This window comes from Streptomyces tateyamensis, from assembly GCF_003205575.1.
Classification (GTDB): Bacteria; Actinomycetota; Actinomycetes; order Streptomycetales; family Streptomycetaceae; genus Kitasatospora; species Kitasatospora tateyamensis.
The window spans coordinates 1-11,921 of sequence record NZ_PYBW01000047.1; the positions used below are offsets into that span (position 1 = coordinate 1).

The following is an 11,921-nucleotide window of genomic DNA, read 5'->3' on the forward strand; positions in this document are numbered from 1 at the left end:
CCGGGGCAGCGCCGCGACCACGGCCGCGTGCGCCTCGACCGGAGTCAGCGCCGAACCCGGCGGCAGCTCCATGGTCGCGGTCAACTCGCCGTTGGCGAAGCTGACTTCGGCCGCCAGATCGAGAGCCGAGCGGACCAGTGCGGCCACCGCCTCGAGTTCCACCCAGCTGCCGGCCACCAGGCGCCAGCCCGGGCGGTCGCGCCGGGCCCGGGGCAGGCCGGTCAGCTGCGGCAACTCGGCCAGCAGGAAGTCGCGTTCGCCCGCGACCTCGATCAGGTGCAGCAGCGCCCGAGCCAGTTGCTCGCCCTGCTCGCGCGGGAACAGCTGCGGGTCCAGGCGCAGGCTGAGCGCGACCTCGCCGCGCAGCCGCCAGACGTCCAGCATGATCCGGGTCGCCGCGCTCTCGGGCGGCAGCCAGACGAACTCCGGGTCCGCCGTGGGCGCCTGGTAGCGGGCCACTGCCTCGTCCGGCACCGTGGAGCTGAGGTCGTTGAGCACCATGTGCCGCACGTAGCGCGCCCCGCGCTCGTGGGCCACCCGGTCGATCAGCCCCCACAGCTGCTGCGCGTCGAAGGTGGCGTGCCAGTACCCGGCCAGCGCCGCTGCCTGGGCGTGCCGCAGCAGGGCGTCGAAGCCGGCCGCCGGGTCGTCGAGCGGCACCCGCACCGAGAGCAGCGCGTCCTGGGCCAGCGTGCCGACGTGGCCGGCCAGCACCGCCCGGTTCCGGTTGGCCGACAGGGTCGCCACCACCAGTGTCCGCTGGTCCGCCAGGTGGGCGACCAGCGCGGCGTAGGCGGCCAGCAGCAGGGTGGACGGGCTGGCGCCCGTGCGCCGCACCGCCCGCTCCAGCGCCTGGCCGGCGGTGGCGGAGCGGACCAGCAGGGCGGGCAGCAGGCCGTCCGAGGGCTCGACCCGGTCGTCGGCGAAGACCGTGACCGGGTCCTCGCGCAGGATCCGCTCCCAGCGCCGCAGCGCACCACGCGCCCGGCGCTGTCCGGCGGTGCTCCGCTCCTGCGCCGCCAGCTCGCGCGGGCTGGGCGAGTCCGACTCCGGCAGCGGCCGGCCGGCCGCCAGCAGCAGCCAGTCGCGGAACAGCAGCGCCGTTGCGGAGCCGTCCAGTTGGGCGTGCGAGACGACCACCACCAGCCGCACCGGGCGGTCGCCCGAGGTGAGCAGGGTGAGCCGCAGCGGGAAGTCCGTGGCCGGCTCGAAGGCCTGTGCCCGCCCCTTGCGGCCGAGCTCCTCGCCCAGCCGGTCGGGGTCGTCGCCGTCCGGCACCGGCACCACCGCGACGGTGAACTCGCCCTCGGCGAGCTCGACCTGCTCGGTGAAGTGGTCACCGGGGAAGACCGTGCGCAGCGCCGGGTGCCGCTCGGCGAGCGCCCGCAGCGCGTCCAGCGCGGCCGCCACCGTGGTGCCCGGCGGCACCGGCCAGACGGCCTGCTTGTTGATGGCCTCGGGCGCGTCGTTCAGCATGCACCGGATCATGTTGTCCTGACCCAGCGTCAGCGGACCGCTGCCCCCGGGGCCGTCGCTGCGGTACCGGACGAGGTGCGGGGTCACCGGGGCCGGCCCCCGGTGATCGCGTCCCGGACCGCGGCCGGCCACTGCCGCGGGTCGGGCCCGTGCGCGTGCAGCAGCGCCAGCGCGATCCGCTCCAGCCCGAAGGCCGCGCACGCGGTCTGCCCGGTGGCCCCGGCCGCGGTGAAGCCGAACGCCTCCCCGAAGTGGTCCTTGTGCACGTTGGCCGAGGCCACCGCCTGCACCAGCCCGTCCTCCAGTTCCACCCGCAGTTCGTACTTGAGCTGCTGGCGGCGCTGGGCGGCCTGGTAGAGCTTGGCGCCGGCGCCGAAGAACGGGTCGTCGGCCACCTCCACCGCGGGCTTGAGCGAGCAGCCGGTCAGCCAGTCGGCCATCCGGTCCAGCCAGCGCTCCCGCCAGTCCAGGCAGTGCTCCTCGGTGCCGGCGGTGACCAGCTCGGCCATCCGGAAGCTGCGCAGCCGCCCGGTCTCGGTGGTCCGCTCCTGCCGGAAGCAGCCGGCCTCCACCGCGTAGCGCACCGGCTCGGCCAACTCGCGCCCGGCGAGCGAGGCGTAGACCGGATAGCAGGCGGCGGGCAGCAGTACCAGGTCGGTGATCTCCTGCCGCTGGTGCCAGGGGCCGCCCTCGCCGGCGAGCGGGGCGAGCGCGGCCCACTCCTTGGGCGTGCCCGCGTAGCTGTGCACGGTGCCGAGCAGCTGGGGGAAGGAGGCGATGTAGCCGGCCTGCTCCAGGGTGCGGCGGGCGATCACCGGCGGCACCGCGAGGCGGCCGAAGGGCTCGTCCGCGGCGAGCGCCGCGATGCCGGTGCGCAGGTCGGCCACCAGGCGCTCGAAGGACTCGGGGTAGCAGTAGACACCGGGCGCCCCCGTGGGCACCGGGCGGGCGTCGGCTTCGTTCATGGTTCCACCAGGGGTGAGGAGTTGACGGTCGGGTCCGGGCACCAGACCCGCTGGTGCACGGTGAACGGCGCGGCGCCGAGCAGGGCGACGGCGGCCCGGTGGCCGGGCGGTCCGGTGAGGTCGAGGACCTGGCAGGGGCCGCCCGCGGTCTCGGTGAGCAGCCGCGGCGGGCCCAGCAGGGGGTGGCGCAGCCCGTCGGCCAGCCGGCCGCCGAGCGCCTTGACCACGGCCTCCTTGCGGGTCCACTGCCGGGTGAACCGCTCGGCGGCACGGTGGCCGGCCACCCAGGCCGCCTCGTCGGCGGGGAAGTAGCGCTCGGCCAGCCGCAGCGCGGTCGGCTCGGCGGGCACCGGTTCCAGGTCCACCCCCACGGCCCGCTGCTCCACGGTGGCGAACAGGGCGAAGCCGCCTGCGGTGGACAGGCTGACGCCCACCGGGCCGGGCAGCTCCGGTTTGCCGTGCGGACCGCGCTGCCAGCGCAGCGCGGCGGGCGGCCGCCCGCAGCGAACGCCGGCCAGCAGCCGGGCCGCGCCGTGGGCCACCACGAACCGCCGGCGGCGGCGCGGGTCCGCCGTGCGGCGGGCCCGGTCGCGCTCCTGCGGGTCGAGCAGTGCGGCCAACTCGGCGCAGATATCAGGTGGTTGGTCGGTGGGGATGAGCCAGAGCTCGACCTCGGTCACTCGGCGGCCTCCAGCACGAACGGTCGTACGGTTTCCGCCGCAGGCTGCCACCGCGCCAGGCAGAGCAAGCCGTCGGCGTACTCCGCCAGCAGGACCGGCCGCCGCCCCGGGTGGTGGTCGGCCAGGGCGGACCAGAGTCCGGTGAAGGGCCGGCCCGGATCGGTCCGCACCGGGTCGCTGCCCGCGGGCGCGGCCGCTCGGGCCAGCCCCGGCCCCAGCAGCAGTGCCTCGCCGGGTCGCCAGGCCCTGGCCAGCAGCTCGGGTACCTGCGCGAGGCCCACCCCGACCTGGTCGGTCACGGCCAGGTCAGGGTCCGAGCCGGTCGCCTCGCAGAGCAGCCCGACCGCCCGGTGCCCGTCGGGCCACGGTGCCGGACGGGCCAACGGGTAGTAGGACTGCGCCTGTTCGGCGACCAGCACCAGTGCGCGCCGCACCGCCCCGTCGCGCGCGTAGGCCTGGGCGATGCGCAGCGCGGTGAAGACGCCGGCCGCACCCTGGTCGCAGAGCGCGAAGCCCAGCGGGCGGCCCGGGCAGACCTCACCCAGGTGCACCGCGGCGGCCCGCCCGGGCTGCACGTCGGGTGAGGCGAAGGCCAGCACCAGCAGGTCGACCGGCTCTTTGGGCCCGACCAGCTCGCGCACCAGCGCCTCGCCCAGCTCCGCGTAGGCGTGCCCGCGCCCGGTCCGCAACGCCTCCCGGTCCGGCTCCAGCCCGTAGGGGCGGACCAGGTCGGAGAGGAAGACCCGCAGGTCCGGATGGTGCGCGGCGGCGCTGTGCCCGCCGAACTCCCGGGCGAGCACCCGGCGCAGGCCCAGTGCCGGGCCCGGCTCGGCGGCTGCCGGGGGATCGGCGAGGAACATCGGCTCAGTCCTCGCCGATGGTGTGCCCGGCGACGAAGTCGGCCAGCGAGCCGACCGAGCGCAGGTCGTCCTCGCCGATCTCCTCCACGTCGATCTGCAGCTCCAGGCTGTCCTCCAGTTCCAGGATCAGCTCCAGCGTGCTGGCCGAGGTGAGCCCGAGATCGTCGAAGAGGCAGGCGTTCTCGGCCACTTCGGCCAGCTCCCGCTTGAGCACCCGGGGCAGCAGCTCGCCGATGCCGGTGAGCACCCGGGCCCGCAGCTCGGGGTCCGGCGCCGCGGCGTGGCCGGCCGCGGCCTCGGCAGCGGGGTCGGATGCGGAGAGGTCGATCGCAGAGTCCGTCACGGTCCGTCCCTGGAAGGAAGATTGACGAGTGAAGAAAGCGCAGCGGGCCGCAGGGGCCCGAGGCCGGAAGAAGGGTGGGCCGCTCAGTGGTGAAATGCTGAGGGTCGCTCAGTGTTCGAGCACCATGGCCGAGAAGGTCGCGCCGAGGCCGGCCGCCGCGATCAGGTACCGGTCGCCCGACCGGAGGAGACCACGAGCGGTGGCAGTGCGGTGGTTGATGAACGCGTCCGCAGCGAAACTGTGCCCCACCTCGGGCACATTGTCCAGCACCACCCGCTCCACCGGGAAGCCGACCAGGCGGCAGAGCCGTTGCCAGGACACCCGGTTGACGTTGTGCGGGAGCACCAGGGCGAGCGCGTCCCAGCCGAGGCCGGCCCGCGCCAGGGCGGCCGTCATCACCTCGGCCATCGCCTCCGGGTAGGCCTTCTGGTAGCGGACCAGCAGCTCGGGATCCTCGGCCAGGCGCCCGTCGAACTCGCCCAGCTGCCGACTGGCGTAGCAGAGCACCCGGTCGGGGCCGTCCCCGGAGGCGACCAGGCAGGCGGCCGCGCCCTCGCCGAAGAAGGAGGTCTCCGGCACCAGCTGGGCGTCCCGGGTGAAGGTCTTCTCGCCGGCCAGCACCAGCGCGAGCGCCTCCGGGTCACCGTCGGCGGTCAGCAACCGGCCCGCCAGGTCGACGGCCAGCAGCGAGGCGGCGCAGGCGTGGTGGGTGACGGTGAAGGAGCGGGCCCGGTGCAGGCCGAAGCGGTCCAGCAGGCCGGGCAGCGGATCGAGCGGGTAGGGCACGCCGACCGGCATGCTGCGGGCGTACAGCACGTACCGGACCAGGTGCTCGCGGCCGGGCAGCTCGGTGAGCGCCGACAGGGCGCCGGCCAGCAGGGTCTCCAGGTCGCCCGAGGGATCGAGCCGGACCCGGTCCAGGCCGTGGAAACGACGCAACAACGTAATCTGACGGCTCGTCAGACCGAGCTTGGCACCGAGCTGTTCGACCGACACGGAGGAAGGGGGGAGATGGACGGCGACTGCCGCCAGTGCGGTCACCCGGGCTACTATGCCCGCGCCCCGCGGACCGCACAAGCCGCCGCCGGTCCCACCAGCCGCTCGGAGGCCCCCAGATGACCACTTCCGCCCTGCGCTGCCTGCTGGTCGTTCCGCCGCTGGCCGGCCACGTGCTGCCCGCGCTCGCCCTGGCCGACGAACTGCGGGCGCGCGGCCACCAGGTGGCCTGGGCCGGCTCCGGTGCGGGACTGCGGGCGCTGCTCGGCGAGCAGGAACCGGTGCTCTCCACCGGCAGCCGGTTGTTCCGCCCGCAGGGCGGCAGCGGCGAGGCGGCGATCCGCTCGCTCTGGGAGGGCTTCGTGGTGCCGTATGCCCGGTTCACCAGGAAGGCGCTGACCGGGATCGTCGAGCAGTGGCGCCCGGACGTGCTGCTGGTCGATCAGCACACGCCGGCCGGCGCACTGGTGGCGCGGCGCGCGGGGCTGCCCTGGGTGACTCTGGCGCCCTCGGCGCTCGAGCTGGTGGAGCGCCTGACGCCGCGGCAGGCCCAGTGGCGGGACGAGCTGTTGCGCGCACTGTGGGCCGGGGCCGGGCTGCCCGCCGAGGAGTACGCCGATCCGCGGTTCTCGCCCGCCCTGGTGCTGGCCTTCACCGGGCGGGCGCTGCTGGGCGAGGTGGCGCTGCCCGGTCAGGTCGCGCTGGTCGGGCCGTTGCTGGGCCGTCGTCCGGTGGCCGAGCCCTTCCCGTGGGAGCGGCTGGACCCGGACCGCACCCCGGTGCTGGTCAGCCTGGGCACGCTGGCAGCCGACGTGGCCGGGGACTTCCACCAGCGGGTGGCCCGGGCGCTGGCCCCGCTCGCCGACCGGGTGCAGGGCATCGTGGCCGGTGCCCCGGGCGAACTGCCCGGCCACGTGCTGGCGGTGGACCGGGTGCCGACGCTGGAGCTGCTGCGCCGCGCCGAGTTTGGCGCGGTGCTGTGCCACGGCGGGATGAACACCACCTGCGAGGCGCTGGCCCACGGGGTCCCGGTGGTGGCCGCGCCGATCCGGCACGACCAGCCGGTGACCGCGGTCCAGCTGGTGGCCGCGGGCGCGGGCCGACAGGTGGACTTCGCCACCGCGAGCCCGGCCGAACTGCGCGCCGCACTGACGGCCGTACTCGAACAGCCCGGCTACCGGACGGCCGCCGCCGCCCTGGCAGCGGACTTCCGGGCGGCCGGCGGGGCGCCTGCGGCCGCCCGCCGGATCGAGGAAGTGGCAGCCTGACCACTGGACTTCATGGTCCAGACCATTGTTTTCCAGGGTCCGCGCACCATAGGGTGACCGGCGACCCCGGGGATCTCGCCAGGCGCTGCCCATGTCGCCGCGCCCCGGGTGCTTCGCCGATCCCACCGACCCCGGGAGTCTCGGTTGATCGTCACCAAGGGACTGCGGAAGAGCTTCCGGTCCCGTCGCTCCGCCCCCGTCGACGCGGTTCGGGGCCTGGATCTCACTGTCGAACCCGGTGAGATCTTCGGCCTGCTCGGACCGAACGGCGCGGGCAAGACCACCACCATGCGGATGCTCGCCACACTGGTCCGCCCCGACGACGGCGAGGTCACCCTGGCCGGCGCCGACCTGCGCACCGAGCCGCACGAGGTGCGGCGCCGGATCGGCTACGTCGCCCAGGGCGGCGGCACCACCGACGGCGCCAGTGCCCGCGAGGAACTGGTGCTGCAGGCCAGGTTCTACGGGATCGGCAAGGCCGAGGCCGGCCGGCGGGCCGAGCAGGCGCTGGCCGCCTTCGAGCTCACCGAGTTCGCGGACCGCCCGTGCGCCGGCTACTCCGGCGGCCAGCGCCGCCGGGTCGACCTCGCCCTCGGCGTGATCCACCGGCCCCGCCTGCTGATCCTGGACGAGCCCACGGTCGGCCTGGACCCGCAGAGCCGGGCCCAGGTCTGGGCCGAGGTGCGCCGGCTGCGCGAGGAGGGCATGACCGTCCTGCTGACCACCCACTACCTGGACGAGGCCGACGCGCTCTGCGACCGGATCGCCATCGTGGACCACGGCGAACTGGTCGCCGAGGGCGCCCCGGAGCAGCTCAAACGGGAGATCTCCGGCGACGTGGTGACCCTGGAGCTGGCCGCGGCGGACGCCGAGGCCGCCGAGAAGGTGCTCACCGGGCTGGACTGCGTGCACCGCATCGAGCCGCGCGAGGGCGACGAGCTGCGGCTGTACGTCACCGACGGCGCGAGCGCCATCCCGCAACTGCTGCACGCGCTGGCCGAGGCCGGGCTGCGGCCCGAGCAGACCCGGCTGCAGCGGCCCAGCCTGGACGACGTCTTCCTGGCCAGGACCGGACGGACCATCTCCTGACCCCAGGTCAGGAAGCACTGAGCGGAGCACGCGTTGAAACTGGCCCGGGACACCTGGCTGATCTTCCAGCGGCAGCTGCTGCTGATGTGGCGCACCCCGATCTGGCTCATCGTCGGAGTCGTCCAACCCCTGTTCTACCTGCTGCTGTTCGCCCCGCTGCTGCGCCCGGTGCTGGCGCCGGGCGGCAGCTACGCGCAGGCCTACCGGATCTACGTGCCGGGCCTGCTGACCGCACTGGTCATCATGGGCGGCCTGTTCACGGGCTTCTCGCTGCTGGGCGAGCTGCGTGCGGGCATCATCGAGCGGACCCGGGTCACTCCGGTCAGCCGCACCGCGCTGCTGCTCGGCCGGGCGATGCGGGAGGTGGTGGCGCTGCTGGTGCAGGCGGTGATCATCACCCTGGTGGCGCTGCCGTTCGGGCTCACGGTGCCGTTCGGGCTGCTGCTGCTGGCCTACCTGCTGCTCGGGCTGCTGGCGCTGATGGCCTCCTCGGTCTCCTTCGGGCTGGCTCTGATGGTGCGCAGCGACGCGGCGCTGGCCCCGGTGCTGAACACCATCGCGCAGCCGATCGCGCTGCTCTCCGGGGTGCTGCTGCCGCTCTCGCTGGCCCCCGGCTGGCTGCGGGCGGTGGCCGACTGGAACCCGTTCTACTGGGCCGTGGAGGGCATCCGGGCACTGTTCGCCGGCCACCTGGGTGACGCCTCGGTCTGGCGCAGCCTGGTGCTGGTCTCGGCGCTCACGGTGGTCGCGGTGCTCTGGTCGGCGCGGCTGTTCACCGACCGGGTGCGCTGACACCCGCGCGGGCGCGCGCTTAGCGGGGCCCTCCGCCAGGCGGAGGGCCCCGCTACACGTGCTGCTCAGTCGAAGAGTGCCGCGCGCACCCGCTCGGCCGCGTACCGCTGCGCCGCGCGCCCGTCGTCGAAGCGGCCCGGCATGGCGAAGAAGCCGTGTGCCATGCCGTCGTAGCGGCGCAGCTCGACCGGCACGCCCTCGGCCGCCAGGCGGCTCGCGTAGGCCTCGCCCTCGTCGCGCAGCGGGTCGTACTCGGCGGTGATCACGGTGGCCGGCGGCAGGCCGGCCAGCGAGGCGGCCCGTAGCGGCGAGGCCAGCGGGTCGGCGCCGTCCGCCGCCGAGGCCAGGTAGTGGCCCCAGTACCACTGGACCGACCAGCGGTTGAAGAGCAGCGGGTCCTCGGCCGTGCGCCGGGACTCGGTGTCGGCCGCGTGGTCGGTGTTGGGGTAGACCAGCAGCTGGTGACGGAGCAGCGGGCCGCCGCGCTCGCGGCAGAGCAGGGTCAGCGCGGCCGCCAGGTTGCCGCCCGCGCTGTCTCCGCCGACGGCCAGTCGCCGCGGGTCCAGCCCGAGCGCGGGTGCCTCGGCGGCCAGCCAGCTCAGCGCCGCGTGGCAGTCCAGCAGTGCGGCCGGGAAGCGGTGCTCGGGCGCCAGCCGGTATCCGACGGCCGCCACCGCGCAGCCGGCCGCGTTGGCCAGCGTGCGGCAGATCGCGTCCGCGGTGTCCAGGCAGCCCAGCGTCCAGCCGCCGCCGAACAGGTAGAGCAGCACCGGCAGCTCGCGGTGCGGGCTGGGCCGGTAGAGCCGCAGCGGCAGCGGGCCGCCGGGGCCGGGAATGCTGAACTCCTCGACCCGGGCCACTGGTTCGGGGTTGCCGCCGGCCGCCCGCAGGTCGGCCAGATCGGCGGCCCTGGCCTGTTCGAGGGTCAGCGTGTAGAGCGGCGGGGTACCGGCCGCAGCCCGCTGTTCGTACGCGGTCCGCAGCTGAGGATGATGGGGCATCTAATGATCCTTCATTTCCGCTGGATCGACGGAATCCGGGCCGTTGCAACTGACGGACGCTCAGTCGGCGGTGGCCTCAAGGTAGATCGTCTCGTCGTTGCGGAAGACGGTGTCCAACTCGGCCAGATCGGTCCGGGCGCCCTGCTGGAAGGAGCACCGGCGCATTCGGTCGGCCGCGAAACCCGCCTCGCCCAGTACGTGGCGCAGTTCGGCCTCGTCGTAAATCCAGCGGTGGCCGTAGTGGTAGAAGATCTGGTTCAGCATGAAGGCCGGGCGCTCCGGCATCGGCGGCCCGACCCGCATCAGCCGCAGTCGGCGCCGGTGGCGGGCGAAGAAGCCGCCGGCCGGGTCGGCGTAGCCGGCGATGTAGCGGGCCAGGTCGGGGGTGGTGAGGCGGAGCACGCCGCCCGGGCGCAGCACTCGGCGCACCTCGCGCAGCCAGCCGACGGCGACCGGCAGCGGGATGTGCTCGATCAGGTGCTCCGCGTACACCCAGTCCACGGCGGCGTCGGCGAACGGCAGCGGCCGGGCCACGTCCAGCATGGTGAACAGCGCCGATCCGTCGATCCGGTACACCCGGCCGAATTCGGTGCGGGAATTCCCGTGGTGCATCGCGGTGATGTCCGAGCCGAGTCCGCGCGGATGCCGGGTGCGGAATGCGGCGAATTCGATCCCGTCCAGACCGAGGGCGGCGAAATCCGCCGCGGTGTGCGGAAGATTCTCCGCCGCCACCTCGATCGACCCGCATTCGGCGAGTTCCGCGGAGAATTCCGCCATGCGTGCCGCGAGTGCCTCGGGGTCCTCCCAGTCCCAGTCCCGGGAGGGGTCGCCGGGCGGTCCCGAGAGGCCGCTTCTTGGCGCGTCCACGTTCAAATCCACAGGGCCGGACTCCCTCCCGGTGGGCCGGGCGACCCACTCCGGGCAGGCAGCGTAGGCGGCTGCCCGACCATTGGTATAGACCTTGACCCGGGAAATTTCCTGTGCCAGGGTCGGGGCCACGGGGAAAGCACTACGAGAAGTCAACCATTACCGACTCTGTCTGCCATGGAGTGGCGTTGACTGGTTATCCCGCTCCAACAGCACGATTCTCCCCAACGGCCCGACTTTCCGAAGGCGTGGCGGGTTGGGTCGACCACTACCTGCTTTCCGGCGACCCGGCCGAACCCTGCCTGCACCTCGGCGAGCCGGTGAACCGGCACCATCTGCGGCGCCTGGTCGACGACCGCCGACAACAGTTGGCGGCGGTCGGACTGACCGCCGGCGGAACGGTGGCCTTACGGCTGCCGCCCTCGCTGGACTACGTCACCACACTGCTCGCGGCGTGGCGGCTCGGCGCCCAGGTGGCGCTGCTCGACCACCGGCTGACCCTCGCCGAGACCGAACGGGCACTGCACCGGCTGCGGCCGCAGTACCTGATCGGCCCGGAGTCCGTCGAACCACTGACGGACGGTCAACCGGCTACCAGTGCGCACGTACTGGTCCAGCTCAGCTCCGGTTCCACCGGTCCGTCCAAGGTGATCGCCCGCACCTCGGCCGACCTGGTCCGCGAGCTGGACTGCTACCGGCAACTGGCGCACTACCCGGGGCGCGGCGAACGGATCGTGCTGCTCGCCTCGATGGTCCACGTGCTCGGTCTGGTGGGCGGGTTGCTGCACAGCCTGCGCTCCGGCCTCGAACTCGTGGTGCCGCAGCGGCTCACCCCGCCGGGCATCCTGGCGGCGGTGCGGGCCGCGGAGGTCCCCACCACCCTGCTCGGCGTGCCGTTCTACGCCGAACTGCTGGCCCGGATGGCGCAGCCGCCGCCCACTCCCCAGCTGGTCCGGATGATCGTGGCCGGCGAGCTGGTCCGGCCCAGCGTGCCCGCAGCCTTCGCGGCCCGCTACGGCGTACCGCTGGGCACCATGTACGGGATGACGGAGATCGGCGTCATCGCCACCGACCTGACCGGCGAGCTGTACCCGTCGGTGCGGCCGGTGGCCGGGATGCGGGCCGAACTGATCGACGGTGAACTCCACCTGGCCCAACCGGAGTCGCCGTACCTCGGCCTGACCGACCCGGGACGCTGGTCGGACGGCCTGCTGCACACCAGGGACGCGGCCGACCTCGACCGGACGACCGGCCTGATCACCGTGCGCGGCCGGCAGGACTCGCAGGTCTCGATCGGCGGGCTCAAGGTCGACCTCACCGAGGTCGAGCAGACCCTGGCCGCGCTGCCCGGCGTGCGCGAGGCCGTGGTGGCCTTCGCCGACGGCGCGATCGAGGCCTACGCGGCGGCCGACACCACCGCCGAGCTGCTGCGCGCCGAGCTGGCCGGGCAACTGGCCGGCTACAAGCTGCCGCGCCGGCTCACCCTGCTGCCGGCCCTGCCGCGCACGGCCACCGGCAAGGTGCTGCGGGACGCGCAGGCGCTGCGCGCCGCGGCCGCCGCGGTCCACCCAAGTTGACGACCCC

General features: G+C 74.2%; 12 protein-coding genes. 4 read left to right on the plus strand and 8 right to left on the minus strand.

Annotation, left to right across the window (positions count from 1 at the left end; translation table 11 throughout):
* From C7C46_RS15045 to C7C46_RS15065, 6 genes are all read right to left on the minus strand, one after another.
* Positions 1-1,476, minus strand: a 1,476-nt coding sequence (locus C7C46_RS15045; protein ID WP_181442358.1) for a condensation domain-containing protein, incomplete at its 3' end; no start/stop codon positions are given.
* An 83-nt stretch (positions 1,477-1,559) separates the two neighbouring features.
* Positions 1,560-2,441: a class-II aminoacyl-tRNA synthetase family protein gene (locus tag C7C46_RS15050; protein WP_110669825.1), complete on the minus strand. Its 882-nt coding sequence runs from the start codon at positions 2,439-2,441 to the stop codon at positions 1,560-1,562.
* On the minus strand, positions 2,438-3,121 hold the full coding sequence (locus tag C7C46_RS15055) for a 4'-phosphopantetheinyl transferase family protein (protein ID WP_181442359.1): 684 nt from the start codon (positions 3,119-3,121) through the stop codon (positions 2,438-2,440). The genes C7C46_RS15050 and C7C46_RS15055 overlap by 4 nt, the downstream gene beginning before the upstream one ends.
* Positions 3,118-3,981, minus strand: a complete 864-nt coding sequence (locus C7C46_RS35025) for a 2-hydroxy-acid oxidase (RefSeq protein ID WP_181442360.1) — start codon at positions 3,979-3,981, stop codon at positions 3,118-3,120. Before C7C46_RS35025 ends, C7C46_RS15055 begins: the two co-directional genes overlap by 4 nt.
* Before the next feature lie 4 nt (positions 3,982-3,985).
* A complete protein-coding gene (locus C7C46_RS15060) occupies positions 3,986-4,324 on the minus strand; it encodes an acyl carrier protein (RefSeq protein ID WP_110669830.1) in 339 nt (112 codons plus the stop codon).
* Between the two features lie 108 nt (positions 4,325-4,432).
* A complete protein-coding gene (locus C7C46_RS15065) occupies positions 4,433-5,320 on the minus strand; it encodes a 3-oxoacyl-[acyl-carrier-protein] synthase III C-terminal domain-containing protein (RefSeq protein ID WP_245984427.1) in 888 nt (295 codons plus the stop codon).
* A 119-nt stretch (positions 5,321-5,439) separates the two neighbouring features.
* Here C7C46_RS15065 and C7C46_RS15070 point away from each other — a divergent pair, with 119 nt between their 5' ends.
* The 3 genes from C7C46_RS15070 to C7C46_RS15080 all read left to right on the plus strand — a co-directional run bounded on the left by C7C46_RS15070 (position 5,440) and on the right by C7C46_RS15080 (position 8,469).
* Complete coding sequence (locus C7C46_RS15070; RefSeq protein ID WP_110669834.1) at positions 5,440-6,588, plus strand: glycosyltransferase; 1,149 nt, start codon at positions 5,440-5,442, stop codon at positions 6,586-6,588.
* A 144-nt stretch (positions 6,589-6,732) separates the two neighbouring features.
* On the plus strand, positions 6,733-7,677 hold the full coding sequence (locus C7C46_RS15075; RefSeq protein WP_110669836.1) for an ABC transporter ATP-binding protein: 945 nt from the start codon (positions 6,733-6,735) through the stop codon (positions 7,675-7,677).
* Between the two features lie 33 nt (positions 7,678-7,710).
* Positions 7,711-8,469 (plus strand): ABC transporter permease, encoded by a 759-nt coding sequence (locus C7C46_RS15080; protein ID WP_110669838.1) that lies wholly within the window; start codon positions 7,711-7,713, stop codon positions 8,467-8,469.
* Positions 8,470-8,534: 65 nt separating this feature from the next.
* On the opposite strand, the gene C7C46_RS15085 is transcribed toward C7C46_RS15080, so the two are convergent.
* Together C7C46_RS15085 and C7C46_RS15090 are read right to left on the minus strand one after the other, a co-directional pair.
* Positions 8,535-9,470, minus strand: coding sequence for an alpha/beta hydrolase (locus C7C46_RS15085; RefSeq protein WP_110669841.1), 936 nt, complete (start codon positions 9,468-9,470; stop codon positions 8,535-8,537).
* Positions 9,471-9,530: 60 nt separating this feature from the next.
* Positions 9,531-10,247 (minus strand): class I SAM-dependent methyltransferase, encoded by a 717-nt coding sequence (locus tag C7C46_RS15090; protein ID WP_110669843.1) that lies wholly within the window; start codon positions 10,245-10,247, stop codon positions 9,531-9,533.
* A gap of 338 nt (positions 10,248-10,585) precedes the next feature.
* Here C7C46_RS15090 and C7C46_RS15095 point away from each other — a divergent pair, with 338 nt between their 5' ends.
* Positions 10,586-11,914, plus strand: a complete 1,329-nt coding sequence (locus C7C46_RS15095) for a class I adenylate-forming enzyme family protein (RefSeq protein WP_220040626.1) — start codon at positions 10,586-10,588, stop codon at positions 11,912-11,914.
* Positions 11,915-11,921 lie beyond the last annotated feature (7 nt).